The organism is Psychrobacter sp. DAB_AL43B (assembly GCF_900168255.1).
Classification (GTDB): Bacteria; Pseudomonadota; Gammaproteobacteria; order Pseudomonadales; family Moraxellaceae; genus Psychrobacter.
On the sequence record NZ_LT799838.1, the window covers coordinates 688,800 to 710,563 of the forward strand.

At 42.4% G+C, this 21,764-nt stretch carries 36 protein-coding genes; 33 read left to right on the forward strand and 3 right to left on the reverse strand.

The window, feature by feature from the left end:
* Positions 1-20: 20 nt before the first annotated feature.
* From rplC to rplQ, 27 genes are all read left to right on the forward strand, one after another.
* Positions 21-659 carry a 50S ribosomal protein L3 gene (gene rplC, locus DABAL43B_RS02905; RefSeq protein WP_079690990.1) on the forward strand — a complete coding sequence of 213 codons (639 nt, stop codon included), beginning with the start codon at positions 21-23 and terminating at the stop codon, positions 657-659.
* Positions 660-673: 14 nt separating this feature from the next.
* Positions 674-1,276 carry a 50S ribosomal protein L4 gene (gene rplD / locus DABAL43B_RS02910; RefSeq protein WP_079690991.1) on the forward strand — a complete coding sequence of 201 codons (603 nt, stop codon included), beginning with the start codon at positions 674-676 and terminating at the stop codon, positions 1,274-1,276.
* On the forward strand, positions 1,273-1,623 hold the full coding sequence (rplW, locus tag DABAL43B_RS02915) for a 50S ribosomal protein L23 (RefSeq protein WP_010196677.1): 351 nt from the start codon (positions 1,273-1,275) through the stop codon (positions 1,621-1,623). The genes rplD and rplW overlap by 4 nt, the downstream gene beginning before the upstream one ends.
* Positions 1,624-1,634: 11 nt before the next feature.
* The gene (gene rplB / locus DABAL43B_RS02920; RefSeq protein ID WP_079690992.1) at positions 1,635-2,462 is read left to right on the forward strand and encodes a 50S ribosomal protein L2; all 828 of its coding nucleotides are present in this window, start codon (positions 1,635-1,637) and stop codon (positions 2,460-2,462) included.
* Positions 2,463-2,474: 12 nt separating this feature from the next.
* On the forward strand, positions 2,475-2,750 hold the full coding sequence (gene rpsS, locus DABAL43B_RS02925; protein ID WP_079690993.1) for a 30S ribosomal protein S19: 276 nt from the start codon (positions 2,475-2,477) through the stop codon (positions 2,748-2,750).
* A gap of 10 nt (positions 2,751-2,760) precedes the next feature.
* Positions 2,761-3,090 (forward strand): 50S ribosomal protein L22, encoded by a 330-nt coding sequence (gene rplV, locus DABAL43B_RS02930; RefSeq protein WP_045446615.1) that lies wholly within the window; start codon positions 2,761-2,763, stop codon positions 3,088-3,090.
* A gap of 3 nt (positions 3,091-3,093) precedes the next feature.
* Entirely contained in the window at positions 3,094-3,822 is a 729-nt protein-coding gene (rpsC, locus tag DABAL43B_RS02935) for a 30S ribosomal protein S3 (protein ID WP_079690994.1), read from the forward strand.
* A gap of 3 nt (positions 3,823-3,825) precedes the next feature.
* Positions 3,826-4,239, forward strand: a complete 414-nt coding sequence (gene rplP, locus DABAL43B_RS02940; RefSeq protein WP_079690995.1) for a 50S ribosomal protein L16 — start codon at positions 3,826-3,828, stop codon at positions 4,237-4,239.
* Entirely contained in the window at positions 4,239-4,436 is a 198-nt protein-coding gene (gene rpmC / locus DABAL43B_RS02945) for a 50S ribosomal protein L29 (protein WP_079690996.1), read from the forward strand. Before rplP ends, rpmC begins: the two co-directional genes overlap by 1 nt.
* Positions 4,433-4,705, forward strand: a complete 273-nt coding sequence (gene rpsQ, locus DABAL43B_RS02950) for a 30S ribosomal protein S17 (RefSeq protein WP_068408467.1) — start codon at positions 4,433-4,435, stop codon at positions 4,703-4,705. The genes rpmC and rpsQ overlap by 4 nt, the downstream gene beginning before the upstream one ends.
* Positions 4,706-4,887: 182 nt before the next feature.
* Positions 4,888-5,256 carry a 50S ribosomal protein L14 gene (gene rplN, locus DABAL43B_RS02955; RefSeq protein ID WP_010196702.1) on the forward strand — a complete coding sequence of 123 codons (369 nt, stop codon included), beginning with the start codon at positions 4,888-4,890 and terminating at the stop codon, positions 5,254-5,256.
* Positions 5,257-5,264: 8 nt separating this feature from the next.
* The gene (gene rplX / locus DABAL43B_RS02960) at positions 5,265-5,582 is read left to right on the forward strand and encodes a 50S ribosomal protein L24 (RefSeq protein WP_010196703.1); all 318 of its coding nucleotides are present in this window, start codon (positions 5,265-5,267) and stop codon (positions 5,580-5,582) included.
* 21 nt (positions 5,583-5,603) lie between these two features.
* Positions 5,604-6,140, forward strand: a complete 537-nt coding sequence (rplE, locus tag DABAL43B_RS02965) for a 50S ribosomal protein L5 (RefSeq protein WP_079690997.1) — start codon at positions 5,604-5,606, stop codon at positions 6,138-6,140.
* A gap of 12 nt (positions 6,141-6,152) precedes the next feature.
* Entirely contained in the window at positions 6,153-6,458 is a 306-nt protein-coding gene (gene rpsN / locus DABAL43B_RS02970; protein WP_011279798.1) for a 30S ribosomal protein S14, read from the forward strand.
* Between the two features lie 11 nt (positions 6,459-6,469).
* The gene (rpsH, locus tag DABAL43B_RS02975; protein WP_079690998.1) at positions 6,470-6,868 is read left to right on the forward strand and encodes a 30S ribosomal protein S8; all 399 of its coding nucleotides are present in this window, start codon (positions 6,470-6,472) and stop codon (positions 6,866-6,868) included.
* Between the two features lie 175 nt (positions 6,869-7,043).
* Positions 7,044-7,577 carry a 50S ribosomal protein L6 gene (gene rplF / locus DABAL43B_RS02980; RefSeq protein WP_079690999.1) on the forward strand — a complete coding sequence of 178 codons (534 nt, stop codon included), beginning with the start codon at positions 7,044-7,046 and terminating at the stop codon, positions 7,575-7,577.
* 11 nt (positions 7,578-7,588) lie between these two features.
* Positions 7,589-7,939, forward strand: coding sequence for a 50S ribosomal protein L18 (rplR, locus tag DABAL43B_RS02985; protein WP_079691000.1), 351 nt, complete (start codon positions 7,589-7,591; stop codon positions 7,937-7,939).
* 2 nt (positions 7,940-7,941) lie between these two features.
* A complete protein-coding gene (gene rpsE / locus DABAL43B_RS02990) occupies positions 7,942-8,457 on the forward strand; it encodes a 30S ribosomal protein S5 (protein WP_079691001.1) in 516 nt (171 codons plus the stop codon).
* 20 nt (positions 8,458-8,477) lie between these two features.
* Positions 8,478-8,657, forward strand: coding sequence for a 50S ribosomal protein L30 (gene rpmD / locus DABAL43B_RS02995; protein WP_010196714.1), 180 nt, complete (start codon positions 8,478-8,480; stop codon positions 8,655-8,657).
* A complete protein-coding gene (gene rplO, locus DABAL43B_RS03000) occupies positions 8,657-9,097 on the forward strand; it encodes a 50S ribosomal protein L15 (RefSeq protein WP_079691002.1) in 441 nt (146 codons plus the stop codon). Before rpmD ends, rplO begins: the two co-directional genes overlap by 1 nt.
* Before the next feature lie 19 nt (positions 9,098-9,116).
* Entirely contained in the window at positions 9,117-10,448 is a 1,332-nt protein-coding gene (gene secY / locus DABAL43B_RS03005) for a preprotein translocase subunit SecY (protein WP_165767659.1), read from the forward strand.
* Positions 10,449-10,479: 31 nt separating this feature from the next.
* Positions 10,480-10,596 carry a 50S ribosomal protein L36 gene (gene rpmJ / locus DABAL43B_RS03010; RefSeq protein WP_010196721.1) on the forward strand — a complete coding sequence of 39 codons (117 nt, stop codon included), beginning with the start codon at positions 10,480-10,482 and terminating at the stop codon, positions 10,594-10,596.
* A 256-nt stretch (positions 10,597-10,852) separates the two neighbouring features.
* Positions 10,853-11,209: a 30S ribosomal protein S13 gene (gene rpsM / locus DABAL43B_RS03015; protein WP_079691004.1), complete on the forward strand. Its 357-nt coding sequence runs from the start codon at positions 10,853-10,855 to the stop codon at positions 11,207-11,209.
* A 20-nt stretch (positions 11,210-11,229) separates the two neighbouring features.
* On the forward strand, positions 11,230-11,619 hold the full coding sequence (gene rpsK / locus DABAL43B_RS03020) for a 30S ribosomal protein S11 (protein WP_058368279.1): 390 nt from the start codon (positions 11,230-11,232) through the stop codon (positions 11,617-11,619).
* 48 nt (positions 11,620-11,667) lie between these two features.
* Positions 11,668-12,309, forward strand: coding sequence for a 30S ribosomal protein S4 (rpsD, locus tag DABAL43B_RS03025; RefSeq protein ID WP_079691005.1), 642 nt, complete (start codon positions 11,668-11,670; stop codon positions 12,307-12,309).
* A gap of 81 nt (positions 12,310-12,390) precedes the next feature.
* Positions 12,391-13,398, forward strand: coding sequence for a DNA-directed RNA polymerase subunit alpha (locus tag DABAL43B_RS03030; protein WP_079691006.1), 1,008 nt, complete (start codon positions 12,391-12,393; stop codon positions 13,396-13,398).
* A 19-nt stretch (positions 13,399-13,417) separates the two neighbouring features.
* On the forward strand, positions 13,418-13,777 hold the full coding sequence (rplQ, locus tag DABAL43B_RS03035; protein ID WP_021813387.1) for a 50S ribosomal protein L17: 360 nt from the start codon (positions 13,418-13,420) through the stop codon (positions 13,775-13,777).
* A gap of 79 nt (positions 13,778-13,856) precedes the next feature.
* Here the strand turns inward: rplQ and DABAL43B_RS03040 are convergent, their stop codons facing one another.
* Both DABAL43B_RS03040 and DABAL43B_RS03045 read right to left on the reverse strand, forming a co-directional pair.
* Complete coding sequence (locus tag DABAL43B_RS03040; RefSeq protein WP_079691007.1) at positions 13,857-14,477, reverse strand: L-threonylcarbamoyladenylate synthase; 621 nt, start codon at positions 14,475-14,477, stop codon at positions 13,857-13,859.
* 321 nt (positions 14,478-14,798) lie between these two features.
* Positions 14,799-15,506: an elongation factor P hydroxylase gene (locus DABAL43B_RS03045; protein ID WP_079691008.1), complete on the reverse strand. Its 708-nt coding sequence runs from the start codon at positions 15,504-15,506 to the stop codon at positions 14,799-14,801.
* Positions 15,507-15,688: 182 nt separating this feature from the next.
* On the opposite strand from DABAL43B_RS03045, the gene DABAL43B_RS03050 reads away from it, so the two are divergent.
* The 6 genes from DABAL43B_RS03050 (at position 15,689) to lysM (ending at position 20,332) form a co-directional block, all read left to right on the forward strand.
* Complete coding sequence (locus DABAL43B_RS03050; RefSeq protein WP_079691009.1) at positions 15,689-16,282, forward strand: YceD family protein; 594 nt, start codon at positions 15,689-15,691, stop codon at positions 16,280-16,282.
* Between the two features lie 333 nt (positions 16,283-16,615).
* A complete protein-coding gene (rpmF, locus tag DABAL43B_RS03055) occupies positions 16,616-16,798 on the forward strand; it encodes a 50S ribosomal protein L32 (protein WP_079691010.1) in 183 nt (60 codons plus the stop codon).
* A 439-nt stretch (positions 16,799-17,237) separates the two neighbouring features.
* Positions 17,238-18,206, forward strand: a complete 969-nt coding sequence (gene fabD, locus DABAL43B_RS03060; protein WP_079691011.1) for an ACP S-malonyltransferase — start codon at positions 17,238-17,240, stop codon at positions 18,204-18,206.
* A complete protein-coding gene (gene fabG / locus DABAL43B_RS03065) occupies positions 18,203-18,931 on the forward strand; it encodes a 3-oxoacyl-ACP reductase FabG (RefSeq protein WP_079691012.1) in 729 nt (242 codons plus the stop codon). The genes fabD and fabG overlap by 4 nt, the downstream gene beginning before the upstream one ends.
* Positions 18,932-19,213: 282 nt before the next feature.
* Positions 19,214-19,450: an acyl carrier protein gene (gene acpP, locus DABAL43B_RS03070; protein WP_025652201.1), complete on the forward strand. Its 237-nt coding sequence runs from the start codon at positions 19,214-19,216 to the stop codon at positions 19,448-19,450.
* Positions 19,451-19,822: 372 nt separating this feature from the next.
* Positions 19,823-20,332, forward strand: a complete 510-nt coding sequence (gene lysM, locus DABAL43B_RS03075) for a peptidoglycan-binding protein LysM (protein WP_079691013.1) — start codon at positions 19,823-19,825, stop codon at positions 20,330-20,332.
* 161 nt (positions 20,333-20,493) lie between these two features.
* Here the strand turns inward: lysM and queG are convergent, their stop codons facing one another.
* Complete coding sequence (gene queG, locus DABAL43B_RS03080; RefSeq protein ID WP_079691014.1) at positions 20,494-21,741, reverse strand: tRNA epoxyqueuosine(34) reductase QueG; 1,248 nt, start codon at positions 21,739-21,741, stop codon at positions 20,494-20,496.
* Between the last annotated feature and the right edge of the window lie 23 nt (positions 21,742-21,764).

Here is a 21,764-nt window from a genome sequence, read left to right on the forward strand (position 1 = left end):
AAGATATAAAGAGGTCTAAAATGGCGATCGGTTTAGTCGGTAAAAAATGCGGCATGACCCGTATCTTCACTGAAGCAGGCGCATCTATCCCTGTAACAGTGGTTGAGGTCAGTGCTAACCGCATTACTCAAGTAAAAAATACTGATACAGATGGCTATCAAGCCATTCAAGTTACCACAGGTACCCGTCGTGACAGCCGCGTAACAGCAGCACAAAAAGGTCACTTCGCTAAAGCTGGCGTTGCCGCTGGTCGTGGTGTTTGGGAATTTCGTGCCAATGAAAGCGATCTTGAAGGTCGTGAGATTGGTGGTGAGATCCTAGCTGACTTGTTTGAACAAGGTCAGATGGTTGATGTCACAGGAAACAGTAAAGGTAAAGGCTTTCAAGGCGGCGTGAAGCGTCACAACTTCAGCATGCAAGATGCCACTCATGGTAACTCAGTATCTCACCGTGCACTTGGTTCTACTGGTCAGAACCAGTCACCAGGTAAAGTCTTCAAAGGCAAAAAAATGCCAGGTCAGATGGGTAACAAACGCGTTACCGTTCAGGGCCTAGAAGTGATATCGGTTGATGTTGAAAAAGGGTTACTTGTCATCAAGGGTGCTATCCCAGGTGCCACCGGTGGCGATGTCATCGTACGTCCGTCAGTCAAAGCCTAAGCAAGGGGATTAACGTGGATTTAAAAACAGTTACAGGGGCGGCAGTTGAGCTTTCTGATACGGCTTTCGGTCGTGAATTCAACGAAGCACTAGTGCATCAAGTCGTCACCGCATATCTTGCTGGTGCTCGCCAAGGTACACGCGCTCAAAAGACCCGTGCCGAAGTTTCTGGTGGTGGTATTAAGCCATGGCGCCAAAAAGGTACTGGTCGCGCTCGTGCAGGTTCTATTCGTAGCCCAATTTGGCGTGGGGGTGGTCGTGCATTCGCGGCTAAACCACAAGATTGGTCACAGAAAGTAAACCGTAAAATGTATCGCGGTGCGATGCAGTGCATCCTAGCCGAATTGATTCGCCAAGAGCGTCTGATTTTGGTTGAAGAGATAAGCGTTTCTGGTCCTAAGACCAAAGAGCTGATCGCCAAGTTACATGAGCTTGGTGCACCTCGTGCACTAATCGTCACCAAAGATGTTGACGAAAACTTATACTTAGCCGCTCGCAACATCCCACACGTCAATGTACTTGGTACAAACGAAGTGGATCCAGTGAGTTTGATTGCTTTTGATAAAGTAATCATGTCAGTTGAAGCTGCGAAACAATTTGAGGAAGCACTAGCATGAACAACGCAAGACTTTATCAGATCCTAAGAGGACCTGTATTCTCAGAGAAATCTCAAATGCTTGGCGACTCACTTGGTGTACAGGTATTTAAAATTGATTCTAACGCTACTAAGTTAGAAGTCAAAAAAGCAGTTGAGATGATGTTTGAAGGTGTTGAAGTTTTAAAAGTAAACACTTTGAATGTTAAAGGTAAGACAAAGCGTTTTGGTAAAAGCATCGGCCGTCGTAATGATTATAAAAAAGCCTATGTTACCTTAAAAGCTGGTCAAGATGTACAAATGGCTGATGCTGGTGAAGAGGTAGCTAACACTACTGCTTCTACTAGTGAAACAGCGAACAACGAATAAGGATTACACTCATGCCTATCGTAAAAGCGAAGCCAACATCACCAGGCCGCCGTTTTGTTGAAAAAGTGGTGCATCCACACCTTTATAAAGGTCGTCCGTTTGCAGCGCTTCTAGAATCAAAAAGCAAGTCAGGTGGTCGTAATAATAATGGCCGCATTACTAGTCGTCATATTGGCGGTGGTCATAAGCAACATTACCGTATTATTGACTTCAAACGTACCAAAGACAATATCCCAGCAACGGTAGAGCGTATCGAATACGATCCTAACCGTACTGCTCATATTGCCTTACTTAAGTATGCTGATGGCGAACGCCGTTATATTATCGCTGCTAAAAAGCAAGCAGTTGGCGATACCGTAATGTCAGGTGAATTATCACCAATTCGTCCAGGTAACTGTTTACCGCTTAAAAACATCCCATTGGGTACTGTGATCCATAATATCGAACTTAAAATCGGTAAAGGCGCACAGATGGCTCGTGCTGCGGGTGCAAGCGTTCAGTTACTAGGTCGTGACGGTATTTATGCTATTCTTCGTATGCGTTCAGGCGAAACTCGCCGCGTACACGTGAATTGCCGTGCTGTTATTGGCGAAGTTTCTAACACTGAAAACAACTTGAAATCACTTGGTAAAGCCGGTGCTTCACGTTGGCGTGGTATTCGTCCTTCAGTTCGTGGTGTCGCAATGAACCCGGTTGATCACCCACATGGTGGTGGTGAAGGTCGTAACAAAGGTCGCCATCCAACCAGCCCTTGGGGTCAGAAGTCTAAAGGACTTAAAACGCGCCATAATAAGCGTACTGACAGTATGATCATCCGCCGCCGCGCCAAGAAGAAATAAAGGAAGAATTTCATGCCTCGTTCATTGAAAAAAGGTCCATTCATAGACGCGCACCTGTTTGCCAAAGTTGAGAAAGCATTAGATACCAACTCACGCAAACCGATCAAAACTTGGTCGCGCCGCTCAATGATTTTGCCACAAATGGTTGGCCTAACTTTATCTGTTCACAACGGCCGTACTCATGTACCGGTTATCGTGAGCGAACAGATGGTTGGTCATAAACTAGGTGAATTTGCCCCGACTCGTACGTATCGTGGTCATGGCATTGACAGAAAAGCTAAGAAATAAGGTGCTTACCATGGAAGTAACTGCAAAATTACGCGGTGCCGCCATTTCGGCACAAAAAGTTAGACTCGTTGCCGATGAAGTTCGTGGCAAATCTATCGAGCGTGCTTTGGATATCCTAACGTATAGTAATAAAAAAGGCGCGGTTTTTGTTAAGAAATGTCTTAACTCAGCCATCGCCAATGCTGAACACAACAACGGTCTAGATATTGATACCCTTAAAGTATCAACCATCTACGTTGATGAAGGCATTACGCTAAAACGTATCCTACCACGTGCTAAAGGTCGCGCTGATCGTATCAGCAAGCGTACCTGTCATATCACTATCAAGGTAGGGGAATAAGTTATGGGACAAAAAGTACATCCAATCGGAATTCGTCTTGGTGTTGTCAAAAAGCATAACGCAAACTGGTATGCTAGCCCAAAACAATACTCAGAATACCTGATCAACGACATTCAAGTTCGTGAATATCTGCGCAAAAAGCTAGATAGTGCTATGATTAGCAATATCATGATTGAGCGTCCTACCGGTGCTGCTAAGATTACCATCGCCACTGCGCGTCCTGGTATTGTTATCGGTAAGAAAGGCGAAGACATTGAAAGACTTCAAAAAGAATTGACCAAAATTATGGGCGTACCTGCTCAGGTCAACATTGAAGAAATCACGTCGCCTGATCTTGATGCTCACTTGGTAGCACAAGGTATCGCAAGTCAGCTTGAACGTCGTGTTATGTTCCGCCGTGCAATGAAGCGCGCGGTACAGAACAGCATGCGTTCTGGTGCTAAAGGTATTAAAGTTGAGTTGTCTGGCCGTCTTGGCGGTGCTGAGATTGCTCGTACTGAATGGTACCGTGAAGGTCGTGTGCCATTGCATACACTACGCGCCGATATTGACTATTCGTCAGTACGTGCGGAAACCACTTACGGCACCATCGGTGTAAAAGTTTGGATCTTCCGTGGCGAAATCCTTGACGGTATGAACAGTGTTTATAACCCCGTTAAAGAAGAGCAGACTCGGGCGCCAAAACGCCGTGGTCGTGGAAACGGAAACCGTCGAAACACAGACAGAGGTTAAACTATGTTACAGCCAAAACGTACCAAGTTTCGTAAAATGCATAAAGGTCGTAACACTGGGCTAGCTCATCGTGGAAGCACCGTTGCATTCGGACAAATTGGTCTAAAATCTTTGACTCGTGGTCGTATGACTGCCCGTCAAATTGAAGCAGCACGTCGTACCATCACTCGTAAAATTAAGCGTGGCGGTAAGATTTGGATTCGTGTCTTCCCAGACAAACCAATTACCAATAAGCCATTAGAAGTACGTATGGGTAAAGGTAAAGGTCCTGTAGAGTATTGGGTATGCGAAGTCAAACCTGGTAAAATGCTATATGAACTTGAAGGGGTATCAGAAGAGCTTGCTCGCGAAGCCTTAACGCTTGCTGCAGCAAAACTGCCCTTTAAAACTACCATTGTTAAGCGGACGATAATGTAATGAAGATCAGTGAATTACGTGATAAATCATTAGAAGAACTGACCCAGTTACTTGATGAAAAGCAACTTGATGCTTTCCGTATTCGTATGGCTAAAGCAACTGGTCAGTTGGGTAATACCCATGAAGTCCGAGTCAATCGTCGTACGATTGCTCAGATTCAGACTATGATTAACGAGAAACAACGAGGCGACTCATGAGCGATAACAATCAAACAGCTAATGCTAGCGTATTGACAGGACGAGTTGTCAGCGACAAGATGGATAAGTCCATCACAGTTTTGATTGAGCGTCTGGTTCGTCATCCTTTGTATGGCAAACAGCTTCGTCGTTCTACTAAAATCAAAGCCCATGATGAAGACAACGTTTGCCAACAAGGCGACCTTGTCCGTATCAAAGAAACGCGTCCAATCTCAAAAACCAAGTCTTGGACTTTGGTTGAAGTGGTTGAAAAAGTAGAAAAAATCTAAGTAAATTGCATTAAAAGCCAGAAGCTGTTAAAATGTCCGCCTTTTTAAGGATGCTGATTGCGCCGAGCGTATATCACTCACATTAAGAGTAAGCTGCGGTTATTTACATTAAATGCCGTCTACTCATACTGTGCTAGCGGCAGCAACTGGTTTTTATTGCTCATACGTGCGGAGTTAACGCTATGATTCAGGTTGAGTCAATGCTGGAAGTTGCAGACAATAGCGGTGCAAGACGAGTTCAGTGCATTAAAGTACTGGGTGGCTCTCATCGTCGTTATGCATCAGTCGGCGATATCATTAAAGTAACGGTTAAAGAAGCCATTCCTCGCGGTCGTGTTAAAAAAGGCGACGTGATGAATGCGGTAGTTGTACGTACCAAAAAAGGCGTTCGTCGTCCTGATGGTTCGGTATTACGTTTTGACGACAATGCTGCGGTATTGTTGAACCAAAACAAAGCGCCGATTGCAACTCGTATTTTTGGACCGGTAACTCGTGAACTACGTGGTGATCAGTTTATGAAAATTGTATCACTAGCACCAGAAGTATTGTGAGGTAATCCATGTCAAAATTACGTAAAGGCGATACAGTTATCGTGATTGCTGGGAAAGATAAAGGCAAACAAGGTACTGTACAAGCTGTAAAAAATGATCGTATTAAAGTAGAAGGCATTAATATTGTTACTAAACATCAGAAGCCAAATCAGGCAACTGGCGTTGAAGGTGGCATTCTTAAGCAAGAAGCTTTTCTGCACATCTCAAATGTCGCAATCTTAAATGCGCAAACCCAAAAAGCAGACCGTATTACTTATCAATTCGGCGAAGACGGCAACAAACAACGCGTCTATCGTTCGAACGGTGAAGTAGTGGCGACTGCGTAAGACACTAAGGGTGTAATGGTAATGGCAAGATTAAAAGCTTTATATAACAACGAACTAAAGCAGCAGATTAAAGAAGAGCTTGGTTTAGATAACGTGATGCAAGTGCCTAAAATCACTAAAATCACACTTAATATGGGTGTTGGTGGCGCGTCTCAAGACAAGAAATTGCTTGAAGGTGCAGTAGCTGATATGACCGCAATTGCTGGTCAAAAACCTGTAGTCACCAAAGCGCGTAAATCAATTGCTGGCTTTAAGATTCGTGAAGAATGGCCGATTGGTTGCAAAGTAACGCTACGCGGTGAGCAAATGTACGAATTTTTAGATCGTCTCATTGCCGTTGCAATTCCTCGTGTTCGTGACTTCCGTGGTTTTTCACCTAAAGCCTTTGACGGTCGTGGTAACTACTCATTGGGTATCAAAGAACAAATTGTTTTCCCAGAAGTAGACTTCGACAAGATTGATCGTATCCGCGGTATGGATGTGACCATCACTACGTCAGCTGCTACTGATGATGAAGGTCGTGCGTTGCTTAAAGCATTCGGCTTCCCATTTAAATAAGGTAAAGACGTTATGGCAAAGAAGAGCATGATTAACCGCGAATTAAAGCGCGAGAAAATGGTAGCTAAATATGCTGACAAGCGTATCAAGCTAAAAGAAACTATCAGTGATATGACTGCAAGTGACGAAACTCGTATGGAAGCGATGTTAGAGCTACAAGCTTTACCACGTAACGCATCACCAGTACGTCTGCGCAATCGTTGTGCTATCACAGGTCGTCCTCACGGTTACTTCCGCAAGTTTGGCTTATCACGCAATATGTTGCGTGAGCGTGTCATGCAAGGCGATGTGCCTGGTGTTCGTAAAGCAAGCTGGTAAGGGGTAACTATATGAGTATGCAAGATACCGTTGGGGATATGCTAACCCGTATTCGTAACGCACAAATGGCTAATAAAGTATCGGTAGCAATGCCGAACTCTAAGCTACGTAAAGCAATCGCTGATCTGTTGGTTAGCGAAGGTTATGTGGCTAACGCTGTTGTTACTGCAGAAGACAACAACAAAGCAACATTATCTATTGAACTAAAATACTTCGAAGGCAAGCCTGTCATCGAAACGATTCAACGTTTTAGCCGTCCTGGTTTACGCCAGCATCGCGGTAAAGACGCTATCCCTACTGTTAAGCAAGGTATGGGTGTTGCTATCGTATCAACTAGCCAAGGTATCATGAGCGATCGTGCTGCACGCGCTGCTGGTATTGGTGGTGAAGTTGTCGCATTTGTAGCGTAAGCTACACGACAATAAAGTCTATTTGACGTTTGTTAGACATCTATCGATATAGTAATGATTAATTATTTCAAATTGATAGATGTCTAACGCGGTCAACTATGCTAAACTAACACGCTTTTTAGCCTGTTAGTTTTTTCGCTAATATAAAGAAGTTAATTTTTTAAGGAATACTCCTATGTCTCGTGTGGCTAAAGCCCCAGTAACGCTGCCAAACGGCGTAAGCGTTACTTTGAACGATCGGCAGGTCGAAGTTAAAGGCAAGAACGGCATTATGTCTTTACGCCTGCATGAATTGGTCGAGCTGAAACAGGAAGATGATGCAATATTTCTCTCACCTGTAGCAGCCTCAAAAGAAGCAATGATGCATACTGGCACCATGCGCTCTTTACTAAACAACTTAGTAATAGGCGTAAACGAAGGCTTTGAAAAACGTCTTCTACTAATCGGTGTTGGTTATCGTGCACAAGCTACTGGAAATAAAATAACCTTGAACGTTGGTTACTCGCATCCAGTAGAATATACGCTACCTGAAAGTGTGTCAGCTGAAACCCCAACGCAAACTGAAATCGTTTTAAAATCAAACGACAAACAGCAGCTTGGTCAAGCAGCGGCTAATATCCGTGGTTTCCGCCCACCTGAGCCTTATAAAGGTAAAGGTATTCGTTATAGTGACGAGCATGTGATTCGCAAAGAAGCTAAGAAAAAATAAGGTGAGTTGAAATGTTTGATAAAAAAGCAGCTCGTCTACGTCGAGCTAAGAAAACCCGCGCGCACATCCGTTTCTTGGGCGTTCATCGTCTAACGGTTAACCGCACGCCAAAGCATATGTATGCCCAGATTATCTCTCCTAACGGTGGTGAAGTGATTGCTCAGGCATCTACCTTAGACAGCAGCTTGCGCTCAGGCGCGACTGGTAACGCTGATGCAGCGACGTCTGTGGGCCAATTAATCGCAGAACGCGCAAAAGCAGCTGGTATCACTAAAGTTGCCTTTGACCGTAGTGGTTTTAAATATCATGGTCGAGTAAAAGCTTTAGCTGAAGCTGCTCGCGAAAACGGATTGGAGTTTTAATCATGGCTAGAAATGATAAAAATGATAAAAATGAACAGACTGACGGTCTAGTAGAACGCTTAGTTACCGTTGATCGCGTTGCAAAAGTTGTTAAAGGTGGTCGTATTTTCTCTTTCACTGCGTTGACCGTAGTGGGTGATGGCAATGGTCGTGTTGGTTTTGGTCGCGGTAAAGCACGTGAAGTGCCAGCTGCTATTCAAAAAGCACTAGAAGCTGCCAAACGCAATATGATTACTGTTGAGCTTAATGGTGCAACTTTGCATCATCCGATCAAAGCACGTCATGGTGCTAGTAAAGTTCTTATGCAACCTGCATCTGAAGGTACTGGCGTAATCGCCGGTGGCGCAATGCGTGCTGTATTAGAAGTTGCTGGTGTCAAAGATGTTTTGACTAAATGTTATGGTTCTACCAACACTGCTAACGTTGTTCGCGCAACGTTTAACGGTTTACGTGATATGTCAACTCCAGAAAAGATGGCAGCAAAACGTGGTAAATCTGTAGACGAAATCTTGGGTTAACTTAGACTAGGTGAGTTACGATGAAAAAAATGAAAGTCACTCAATTTAAATCGGGTGCCCATCGCCTCAAGAGCCACAAAGCGAGCTTGAAAGGATTGGGTTTACGCCGTATTAATCATACTGTTGAAGTAGAAGATACTCCTTCAACTCGTGGTATGGTCAATCGCGTTAACTACATGGTAAAAGTGGAGGAAGCGTAATGGGTCTTAGATTAAATGAATTATCACCAGGTGTTGGCGCAAAGAAAACTGCCCAACGTCGTGGTCGTGGTATCGGTTCAGGCCTTGGTAAAACTGGTGGTCGTGGTGTTAAAGGTCAGAAATCTCGTTCAGGTTCTAGCATTCGCTCAGGATTTGAAGGTGGTCAAATGCCTTTATATCGCCGTCTACCAAAATTTGGTTTTACCAGTAAAATGGCAATGACGACTGCTGAAGTTCGTCTGTCTGAACTGAACAAAATCGAAGGTGACGTCGTTAGTATTGCAACATTAAAAGCTGCTAACCTTATCCGTCACGACATGAAACGCGCTCGTATTATGTTGTCAGGCGAAGTCACTAAAGCTTATACTTTTAAAGGTATCAAAGTGACTAAAGGCGCCAAGCAAGCAATCGAAGCTGCTGGTGGTAGCATCGAGGAGTAGTAACGTGTCAAAACAATCAATGTCATCGACTGGTGTACCGCTCAATCCATTTGCATTTATACGTAAGTATGATGAATTATGGACGCGTCTATTGTTCTTAATCGGCGCATTGATTGTTTATCGTTTAGGGTCACATATTCCAGTACCGGGTATTAATCCGGTTAATTTGGCTGATCTGTTTTCGCGCAACGAAAATACCATTCTGAGCATGTTTAATATGTTTTCAGGTGGTGCACTAGAGCGTATGTCCATCATGGCACTTGGCATTATGCCATATATTTCAGCATCGATTATTGTACAGATGATGTCTGCAGTACTGCCATCGCTTGAAGCTCTCAAAAAAGAGGGTGAAGCGGGACGACGTAAGTTAAACAAGTATACCCGTCAAGGCACGCTTGCATTAGCACTGGTGCAGTCATTAGGAATGTGTGCTGGTTTAATCAGCCAAAACCTTACTTTGTCTGCTGGTCTTACTTTTTATATTCCAGCGGTTACCTCATTGGTAGCAGGCGCTATGTTCTTAATGTGGCTTGGTGAGCAGATTACAGAGCGCGGCGTAGGCAATGGTATTTCAATGCTCATTTTTGCGAGTATTGTCGCTGGTACGCCAGGTATGATTTCGCAGTCTATCGAACAGGTCAATCAAGGTCAGATGAACTTGATTGTCCTCTTTATCTTTGTACTGTTAGGTATCGCGGTTACTGCCGGTATTGTTTATATTGAACGTGCTCAGCGCCGCGTCCCTGTTAATTATGCGCAAAAACAACAACAAGGCCGCAAGATTTATGCCCAACAGCAATCACATTTGCCGTTGAAGCTTAATATGGCAGGGGTTATCCCAGCTATTTTTGCCAGCTCATTATTGTTGTTTCCTGCAAGTTTGGGGCAGTGGGTTGGTCAATCGACTGATCCTACCTTTATGCAAAAGATATTGCAAAATATGGCACTGGTGTTGTCCCCAGGACAACCATTATATTTGGTTCTGTTTGGCGCAATGATTATTTTCTTCTGTTACTTCTATACGGCATTGGTATTTAGTCCACGTGAAGTTGCTGAAAACCTTAAACGTAGTGGTGCGTATATCCCAGGTATTCGCCCAGGACAACAAACTCAGCGTTACCTCGATCATGTATTAAACCGACTGACCTTTATTGGCGCGATGTATATGACGGTTATTTGTTTAATGCCAATGGTCGTTCAGTCATCGTTTGGTGTGCCGTTTCAACTTGGTGGTACGTCGTTACTGATTATGGTGGTTGTGGTAATGGACTTCATCTCGCAGATTCAAGCGCATTTGATGACCCATCAATATCATGATCAGACGTTAATTCAATCGCCCACTCGATCTTAAATGAGCGGTACGATATTTCAAGGAGTATGCTATGAAAGTTCAAGCATCAGTTAAGAAGATTTGTGGTAGCTGTAAAGTTGTGCGCCGTAAAGGCCGTGTACATATTATTTGTACCGCAGAACCTCGCCACAAGCAACGTCAGGGTTAATATTTAGGTAGAGTAAAGCGTTAAGCTTGTCCTACTTATTAAATTAATACTTGAAAAATAACGGCGGATGCGATATCATCCGCCACTTGCCGTAGTTTATGCAAAACCTTTTATAACATGTTCAATGGATAGACTTGGTTTCCAAGTTAAAACAGCGATAATAATTATAAAAGCTTTAGTATTAACAGCAACAAATCTGAAAAATAATGCCTTATTTAATAAATAAAGCTTATTTTTCTTTAATGGAGAGAAATCAATGGCTCGTATTGCCGGCGTAAACATTCCGGATAATAAGCATGCTGTTATTTCACTAACTTACATCTTTGGTGTAGGTCGTACCACTGCTCAGAAAATCTTAGAAGCAGTTGGCATTGCCCCTACTACTAAAGTCAGTCAGTTAGATGATACACAGTTAGATGCTATCCGTGCACAAGTTTCAGAATACATGACTGAAGGTGATCTTCGTCGTGAAGTGTCAATGAACATCAAGCGCTTGGTTGATCTTGGTTGTTACCGTGGCATCCGCCATCGTCGTAACCTACCTGTTAGAGGTCAGAACACTAAGAACAACGCTCGTACTCGTAAGGGTCCGACACGCCCTCTCAAAAGATAATTAACTTAGGAAGCTAAAAGATGGCAAAAGACACTCGCAGTCGCAAAAAGGTGACTCGTCGTTCAGTATCGGAGGGCGTAGCCCATATCCATGCGTCTTTTAATAACACCATTGTTACGATTACCGATCGTCAGGGTAATGCATTGGCTTGGGCCACTTCAGGTGGACAAGGCTTCCGTGGTTCACGTAAATCTACACCATTTGCAGCTCAGGTTGCAGCTGAAGTCGCTGGTAAAGCGGCTCAAGAATATGGTGTTAAGAATATCGATGTTTTGGTCAAAGGACCAGGACCGGGTCGTGAGTCTGCGGTAAGAGCACTAGGTGCATTGGGTTATAAAGTTAACAGCATCTCTGATGTAACCCCAATCCCACACAATGGTTGCCGTGCGCCGAAAAAGCGCCGCGTCTAATATTAAAGACGAAGCTTTTTATAATAAAAGCTTATAGGAGACATAACAATGGCCCGTTATATTGGACCAAAACTCAAATTATCACGTCGTGAAGGTACAGACTTAGGCCTTAAGTCTGGTGTTAAACCATACGACGTAAAAACGAAAAAATCGGCTCGTCCACCTGGTCAACATGGTGTAAGCCGTAACAAAAGCTCAGAATACTCTTTACAGTTACGTGAAAAACAAAAAGTTAAACGTATCTATGGTGTATTAGAGCGTCAGTTTGCAAACTACTACAAAGAAGCTGCTCGTAAGCGTGGCGCTACTGGTGAGAACCTACTAGCGATGCTTGAGAGTCGTCTTGATAACGTAGTATATCGCATGGGCTTTGGCTCAACGCGCGCTGAAGCACGTCAGTTAGTTAGCCATCGCACTGTGATGGTAAAAAGAGCTGGCCGTGATGAGTTTGTTCGTGTGAACATTCCATCAATTCAGCTTCAAGATGGTGATGTCATCGCTATTCAAGAGAAATCTCGCGAACAATTGCGTATTAAAAACGCAATTGAGCTGGCTACCCAACGTGGTATTCCAGAATGGCTAGATGTTGATCACAGCAAACTACAAGGCACGTTTAAAAAAGCGCCTGATCGTATTGATCTACCTGCTGAAATCAACGAAAGCTTAATCGTTGAGCTATACTCTAAGTAAGTAACGTACTGCTCGATGCGATGAAAATGGCATTGAGCAATTAACGTTAATTAAACCAGTTTAATAAATCGAGGTGACATCATGATGCTAAATGCAACTGAGTTTCTAACGCCGAACGCCATCAACGTGGATACGGTTAACGAAACGATTGCGAAAGTCACGCTCGAACCGTTAGAACGCGGCTTTGGCCATACCCTAGGGAATGCCTTACGTCGCATCTTGTTATCTTCATTACCTGGTGCTGCAGTCATTGAAGCTGAGATTGATGGTGTTGACCATGAATACTCAACGCTTGAAGGGCTACAAGAAGACGTGCTTGATTTGCTTTTGAACTTAAAAGGCTTAGCAATCACCCTTCATGACCAAAATGAAGTATTTTTGACCTTGGATAAACAAGGTCCAGGCACTATTACTGCTGCAGACATCACGTTACCGCACAATGTAGACATCATCAATCCAGAATTGGTATTGGGTACATTGAATGACCGTGGTCATCTTAAGATGCGTTTGCGTGTAGTAATGGGTCGTGGATATGAGCCAGCAAACCAACGCCGTGAAGATGGTGATACTAAAGCAATTGGACGCCTAAAGCTTGATGCAAGTTTTAGTCCTGTGCTTCGTGTTGCTTATCAGGTTGAGAACGCACGTGTAGAACAACGTACCGATCTTGATCGTCTTATCATTGAGCTTGAAACTAATGGCACTATAGATCCAGAAGAAGCAATTCGTAAAGCAGCCACTATTTTACAACAACAGATTTCTATCTTTGTTGACCTAGAAGCTGAAGAAGCGCCTGAGCCTGTGAAAGAAAAAGAAGAGGTTGATCCGGTGCTATTACGCCCTGTGGACGATCTTGAACTAACGGTTCGCTCAGCCAACTGCTTGAAAGCTGAAAACATTTACTATATCGGTGATTTGGTACAGCGTTCAGAGACTGAACTTCTAAAAACCCCAAATCTTGGTAAGAAATCATTAACAGAAATCAAAGACGTATTAGCGTCTAAAGATTTGGAGCTTGGTATGCGCCTAGATAACTGGCCACCAGCTGATTTACGTGTTGATGATCGCTTTTCTTATCGTAGCCGTTAAACTTTAAGGATTTTTGACTATGCGCCATCGTAAGAGTGGAGTCAAGCTGGGTCGTACCGGCAGTCATCGTAAGGCAATGTTTCAGAACATGACTAACTCATTATTTGAGCATGAACTGATCAAAACAACTTTACCAAAAGCTAAAGAATTACGTCGCGTTGCCGAGCCATTGATCACTATGGCTAAAGAAGACAGCGTTGCTAATCGTCGTTTAGCATTCAGCCGTATGCGTAGCAAAGCTATGGTAGGCAAATTATTTGGCACGTTAGGTCCTCGTTACCAGACGCGTCCAGGTGGTTATTTGCGTATCGTAAAATGCGGTTACCGTGATGGTGACAATGCGCCAATGGCTTATGTAGAATTGGTTGATCGCGACTAATTTTATATCGACCAGATGATTTATAGAAAAAGCTCCAATTCAATTGGAGCTTTTTTGTGTGCGTAGTATTTTGAATATATTACAGTAGTAATGAATCAACATTGGCAGCACCTTGTCGGATCACTTCAGGCTGGCTACTGGTCATATCTATAATAGTGGTCAGCTTAGTGGTCTTGATTCCAGCGTTGATTAGCGCATCAATTTGATTGCCCAATAGTTCTTCTATTTCAAACGGGTCATCTAATATGTCATCTCGGTTTGGTAATATTAATGAACTGGTCAAAATAGGTTCATCCATCGCTTCCAAAAGTGCTTGGGCGATAGGATTGCTTGGTACTCGAATACCAATGGTTTTTTTCTTCGCATGCGCCAGTTTCTTCGGCACATCTTTAGTCGCATTTAAAATAAAAGTGATAGGCGCGGGTGTAAGAGCCTTTAGCTGTTTAAACTGCAAATTGTCTACGGCTGCATAATTGGCAATTTCACTCAAATCACGACATAACAATGTAAATTGGTGTTTATCATCGAGCTCACGAATGTGCTTCAGCTTTTCTAGCGCGTCTTTTGCACCTAGGCGACAACCAAAGGCATAGCTGGTATCGGTTGGGTAAATAATCAGTTGATCTTTACGTAATAGGTCAGCTGCTTGCTCAATAAGACGTGGCTGCGGATTTTCCGGATGAATATAAAGTACTTGCATAATAATTCCTTATTTTATAATTATTAGACTTTTGTCATTTAAATATATCGTTATTTATGAGAAACAAATATGGTTATATAAATATATAGAAGGCTTGCTAAGTAAAAACAGTTGAATGAGCATAGTAATTGATAGGGTACTGTCAAATACTAGCTTGCTTCATTGAGGTTATGATTGTCGATAAAATATGAGTTAAGTCATTAGTATAGCCCAAAGCAAATATAAGTTTAAGGGCAAGGCGTTATAATATGGGTATGAAATCGTTAACCTAATGGAATAAGATGTTTTTATGAAAAATAAAATATGCTCGGTATTCTTAAGTTAATTCATCGTATAACTAGTAAGTAATGCTTGTAGTAAGGTTTTAGCATCAGCCGGTAGCGTATGTGGTTTAGCAATGTATGTTTTCACTTGCTGATAAACATCTTGAGCAAAGGTACTTTCGCTAGTATCAAAGTCAGCAAATAAATTGTCCTGTGATACTTGAAAAGGGCGTCCACAAGCCAAGGTGAATAGACATTCTAGTGCCTGTGGTTTAATCTCCACACGCTCAAAAGCTTGCTGCTGAGCTGCTGAGCGCCCATCGGGTGCATACCAGTAGCCAAAATCAGGGAGCAATCTACGCTGCTGACCTGCAACACAAAAATGACTGATTTCATGTAATGCACTGGCAAAAAAACCATGGGCAAATTCAATTCTTGCCGGTTGATTGTTTTGGGCAGGAAAATATTCTGGCTCGCCAGTGCCACGAACTAATATAACTCGCTGATTGACGAATAGGGCGTTAAATAATTGTATTAGCCAGTCGGTAATAGCTTGTTCATTATTTTCAGCCAACGGGTATTCGAGTAAAATAACACCCGTTAAGCGATCTTTAATAGATGTATATCGAGTTAGAGGATCAGCTAAATTTTCAGAACTGCTACAGGTTTTTTCACTGTCCAGTTCATTTAGACGTTGTAATAAAAGCTCAGCGTCAAAAATAGATAATAAGCTGGAAAAATTGGGATGAATAGTAGGCGATATCATAAGTAAAGCATTGACCAAATAAAGATTAAGAGATAAATATACTCATATATGCGAACAAATAATGAAAGGTAACAACACATAAGCTACCGAAAATCTTAACATACTAGCGCTAGCGCAGCAGAGCACTTTCCGTTAGTATGGCAAGCAATATTATACACCGTTTTTGATCAATGAGGCCGCGCATGTCAAGCACCCAAAATAACAAGTCGTCAGCGCTTCAGGCTGAACAAATACCAGCGTCTATGTCAACCAGCATGCTCGAACATATTTCCTTAAATAAATGGGAAGACAGTGGCTTTGAATGGGCAGGAGAAGTAATACCCAACTCTTTTGAGCGTCTTGCTACTATATTAGCGACTGAGCATGCTCAATCAAATATTCTGCTAAAAGCTAATCTGTATCGTCGAAATGATGTGTTGCATCTGGCTTTTACATTAACTGGTGAAGTATGGTTAACTTGCCAACGTTGTTTGCAACCAATTGTGATAGATTTGACAGATGATTATGATATTGCGCTACTCGATAATGAGAGCCAAATACGCTTAGTTAATGAAGAGCAAGACTATTTGTTGCTCGATGAAATTATCACCGAACAATCTCCAGAGCGTTTATTACCGCTTAAAAAATTGGTCGAAGATGAAATATTGCTTAAAACGCCAATGGCGCCGAAGCATGATGACTGTGAAATGACGGTTGAGCAGTTTGGTGAGATACCAGAAGAAGAAGAGAGCGAAAATCCTTTTGCCGCTTTAGCTTCTTTAAAAGGCAAGTTGTAACGGTATAAATGATAGCGATAAAAGGCGTAATAAGTGGCTTCGTTATACCTTTTGTCAGCTTTTTGCAGAAGAGTGAACAGCAGGGCTTTATTAATCCGCTAAACATGCGTATAATGTCCCGATTATTGCATTCTAGCAACCTGCCGCTGGCAGATAGAAGCTAACCTTGCAAACTAACTATAGATTTTAGACGTAATCAACACTTCAATACGTGTGGCAATCTATTTAACTAATGATGCGTAAGACTTAGGTTGTTGTGATTATATAGCCTCTGTCAGTGTCGATTAAAGCTGAATTTCAAGCTTATCCCCTTTTAAGTATAGGAGCTATATCATGGCCGTTCAAAAAAGTCGTAAAAGTCGTTCTCGTCGTGACATGCGCCGTTCACATCATCGTATGGAAATCGCTGAGCTAAGCATCGATGCTACCACTGGTGAAAAGCATCGTCGTCATCACATGACTAAAGATGGTTTCTATCGTGGTCGCCAGCTATTTAAAGTCAGTCAAGACGCTTAAGTTATTTGCTGGTTGACGCAGAATTATGATAGTTTTTATAACTATCGACAGTTCTCGCACAGCTGTTACCCAGCAATCAGTTTGAGCTAAAGAAAGCCAAGTTATTTCGCTATCATATATTATGTGGCTAGATAACTTGGCTTTTTGCTATTAATTTTTTACTGTTTTTTAAATCTTAGTACATATTTAAATATTTGTTATTGGTTTTAAATGCTCATGATTGATCATTCAGTGATACTTAATAGGGCAAGATAACGAATTAACTTTTTGGCCGCTATGCTAATGACCTACGTCAGTGTATAGTTTCATAAGAGTCAGCTGTCTTAAAGGACTAGTGACAGCAATGGCTCTATAAAATAAAAATTCCATATAGTCTTTAACTCTGCAATGCACCCCGTTCACTTTAGGGGTATTTTCAATTAAATAAGGAATATTGGTTATGGCCTCTGTACCCGATATGATAAAAAAACAGCCGACTCGTATTGCCATTATTTTCCCTGGACAAGGATCTCAAGTCGTGGGTATGACCAGCGAGCTTGCTGAAACTTACCCTGAAATTCTTGAAACCTTTACTGAGGCGAGTGACGCGCTTGGTGAAGACTTATGGGCAATTTGTCAGGACGAAGACCAGCTCAATCAAACTCAATATACGCAGCCAGCATTGCTGACGGCTAGCATTGCTATTTGGCGTATCTTACAACAAAAAATAGAAAATAAGCCCTGTTATCTAGCCGGTCATTCTCTAGGAGAATATAGCGCCCTTTGCGCCGCTGGTGTGATCTCACTTGCGGATGCGGTGAAGCTGGTGCATAAGCGTGGTCAATTGATGCAAGAGGCCGTGGTAGGTATTGATACGGCTATGGCAGCCGTGCTAGGTCTGGAAGACCATCGAGTCGAAACCCTGTGTGAACAAGCAACTGAGCATGTTGATGATGCGATTGTTGGCGCAGCAAACTTTAACAGTCCTGGACAAGTGGTGGTTTCTGGTAATGCGGTAGGCGTCAACGCGGTCATTGATAAAGTACAAAATACTGGTAAAAAGGCCATTCCATTGAAGGTAAGCGTACCTTCGCATTGTGCCCTTATGGCACCAGCGAGCAGCGCATTGGCGAAAGAGCTAGCGTCAATCAAATTCGATCAGGCGACGATTCCAGTTATTCAAAATCGTCACGCGCGCGTTGAGACCAGTGCAGCAGGTATTAAAGAGGCGTTAACTGAACAGTTAAGTGAACCAGTATTATGGTCCAAGACCATGCAAGAGCTGGCTGATAAACAAATTAATATTTTAATCGAGTGTGGCAGTGGTAACGTATTGAGTAATTTGGCAAAGCGTCAAGCGCACCCAATTGCAAGCTATCCTACCGACAAGCCTGCCCGTCTAGATAAATTGTTGGAGGTGTTATCATGAGTCGTACGATTACATTAGTAACTGGCGCGAGTCGCGGTATTGGCAAAGCTGTCGCCAAACGCTTCGCCAAAGAAGGACATTTTGTCATTGGTACAGCGACCACTGAAAAGGGTGCTGCATTGATTGATGAGTATCTACACGATAGTGGCGGAATAGGTCGAGTGCTAGACGTACGCGATACCGCACAGATTGACAAGCTATTTGAAGAGATAGAAAGTGTCTATGGTGCTGTTCAAGTGTTGGTCAATAATGCTGGTATCACCCAAGATGGCTTATTGATGCGTATGAAAGATGAAGATTGGGACAATGTGATTGATACCAATTTGACCTCTGTTTATCGTATGAGTAAACGTGCTATTCGCGGCATGATGAAAGCGCGCCGTGGTCGTATCATCAATATTACCTCTGTCGTCGCTCAAATGGGCAATGCTGGTCAATCTAACTATGCAGCGACTAAAGCCGGTGTTGAGGGTTTTAGCCGCACCCTAGCGCGTGAAATAGGCTCAAGACAAGTCACGATTAATTGTGTGGCGCCAGGCTTGATTGAAACCGATATGACCGACGAGCTTGACGAACGCTTATTAAACTCAATGTTAGACGCCGTTCCTATTAGTCGTCTTGGCCAGCCAGAAGATATTGCAGCAGCAGTACTATTTTTAGCGAGCGATGAAGCCAGTTATATTACAGGCGCCGTTCTGCCTGTCAATGGTGGCATGTATATGTAGTTGCTAGTGATCAGCTTGTAGCCAAGCGTTACATAGTTATAATAAAAAACTGTGTGAACGAGTGTAAACTATAATAAAGAGTGCTATAATGACGAATACTTTTAAGTCAAAGCCCTGTATGATAGCAAGGTTTTACTAGACATTAGTAAATGTATAACTTGTTATAGCGCACTCAGAAAGCCATACAAATCTAAAAATCCCATTTTATATACAATGCTATAGAATCTAATTAAGATGTTATAGTAATTTGTCAAAATAATAGATCAAAAAGGAGAAATCTACATGAGTAATGATACCGAGCTAAGAGTTAAAGCCGCAGTAGCTGAGCAACTAGGTATGAATGTTGAAGATATCAATAACGATGCTTCATTTATGGAAGACTTAGGTGCCGATTCATTGGACCTAGTTGAATTGGTTATGTCATTCGAAAGCGACTTCGGCATCACTATTCCTGATGAAGATTCAGCAGAATTAACGACTGTTCAAAAAGCAATCGACTACGTACAAGCACAGCTATAATTAGCTACTCGCTTAGCAAGTTTGATATGACCGCTTATCTTAATAGATAAGCGGTTTTTTTATGCCTATCATTCATTCTAAAAATATATGCCAGCAAATTATCTTGGTGCATTACTACACTAGATTATTGCGATAATCCATCGCAGTGATTTAACGTAGTAATGCATAGTCACTTTATTACCAAGTACGTTAACACAAGCTACGCCAAATCAACATTACTAAACATACTGTTACTATTCATAGCGTTGGCCTTTGCTTATACTCGTGATGGTAAGCAAAAAAAATAATAGTAGCTAATTAACTAAAGAAAGATAATTACTATTAGAATGATAACGATTAATAATGAATAACAATATTTCAAGGAGCAGTTATATGGGTATGTTCAGTTTTGCAAAAGACATTGGTGATAAGATTTTCAATCGTGATGATGCCAAGCATGATGCTAAAGTAGAAACGAAAGCGGACGCTAATACACCGGTACAAAGTAGTGAGCCTTCTGCACAGTCAGTAGCCAATATTTTGCTTCGTCGTATTCAGCAGCAAAATCTTAATATTAGTGATCTAAAAATCAAGTATAACGGTTCAACGGATACTGCAGAAATTAGTGGTAAGGCAAAAACCCAAGCAGATCGTGAAAAGGCTATTATCGCTATCGGTAATGTACAGAATGTTGCTAAGGTGATTGATAATATTGATATCGAAGAAGATGCACCTGAATCTACTATGTATACCGTAAAATCTGGCGACAATCTATCGAAGATTGCACAGAATGTTTATGGGTCAGCTGGTGATTATTTGAAAATATTTGAAGCCAATAAGCCAATGCTAACTAGCCCTGATAAAATTTACCCAGGTCAAGTATTGCGTATTCCTAAGCCATAGAATTACTTTTAAAAAGTTGCCTTTGAGTATTGCCTGTAAATAGGTAAAGAAATAGGGTAATAAACGCTTATTGAAAATGCCTCTTATCATAAGAGGCATTTTTTTGTATTTTATAAAGTCCTCAAATATCTCATCGGATGTTGTGTTTTATATGAAGTTTTTTACTGATTCATCACTTTTAGTTTGTTATGTTGTTCAGTCATTGCCCAATGAATGTGTTCATCAAGCATAGCATTATGTTTGCCTAATTTCGTTTGTAAGTGGCCGATTACTTCCTGACTGCCATTAGCATTACCAAGAGCAATGGCGATATTGCGCAAAAAATTTACATAACCTGTGCGCCTTAGTGGACTGCCTTCAGTCTTTTTCATAAAATCTGCTTCCTGCCATTGCCACAGCTCAAGCAAGCTACTGTTGTCAAGATTGTGCCTTGGCGCAAAATCTTCTACAGGCGTGAGATTGGCATAGCGATTCCATGGGCAAATCAATTGACAGTCGTCACAACCAAAGACACGGTTGCCAATGGCGCGGCGATATTTGGTATCAATAATACCGTCGTGCTCAATAGTCAGATATGAGATACAGGCTGACGCATTGAGCTCATAGGGTGCGACAATCGCTTGGGTAGGGCAGATGTCAATACAGGCACTGCAACTACCACAATGCTCTTTGACGGGTTCATCATCAGGTAATTCGAGACTCATAAACAACTCTCCCAGCACAAAAAATGAACCTGCTTGCTTGTTGATGAGCAGCGTGTGCTTCCCGGTCCAGCCGAGACCAACGGCATCAGCAATAGGCCTCTCAAAGATAGGCGCTGAATCACTAAATGGCCTAAAAATAAAATCCGTATCAGCACCGATATCTAGATGTTGCCATTCAGGAAGCATGGCTTCAATCTTTAATGCCAGCTGCTTTAAGCGACTGCGCATGGTCTTATGATAATCACGCCCTCTCGCATAACGCGCAATGATGCCTTGGTTAGGATGATCGTTATCAGTGATAGCGCGCGGTGTCGGTGTTTGGGTTAGGTAATCCATACGTACGCTGATGATGGTTTTAGCCCCTTCCACCAGTTGCTCAGGATGGGCACGTAGATGATGATTGCTATGCATAAACTGCAATTGACCTTCGTAGCCTTTCGCTAACCATTGCTTTAATTGTTCAGTCTGTTTAGTAAACAAAGGATGATGCACGGACAAAAACCCACAGTCAGCAAACCCTAAAGATTGTGCTTGGGCTTTAATCCATTGCTTAACCTCTGCTGTAGTAGCAAATGCGTGCGTATTATTGACAGCAATTTTTTTATCAGGCGTGTTGGGAGGCGCAGAAGACAGCTGTTTGTTAAATGTCTGCTTGGTTTGTGAGGCGGGCGAAGTTGATAAAGTTGCTTGAGGTTTGTTATTCATATTTGGCTATAAATGATAATGTG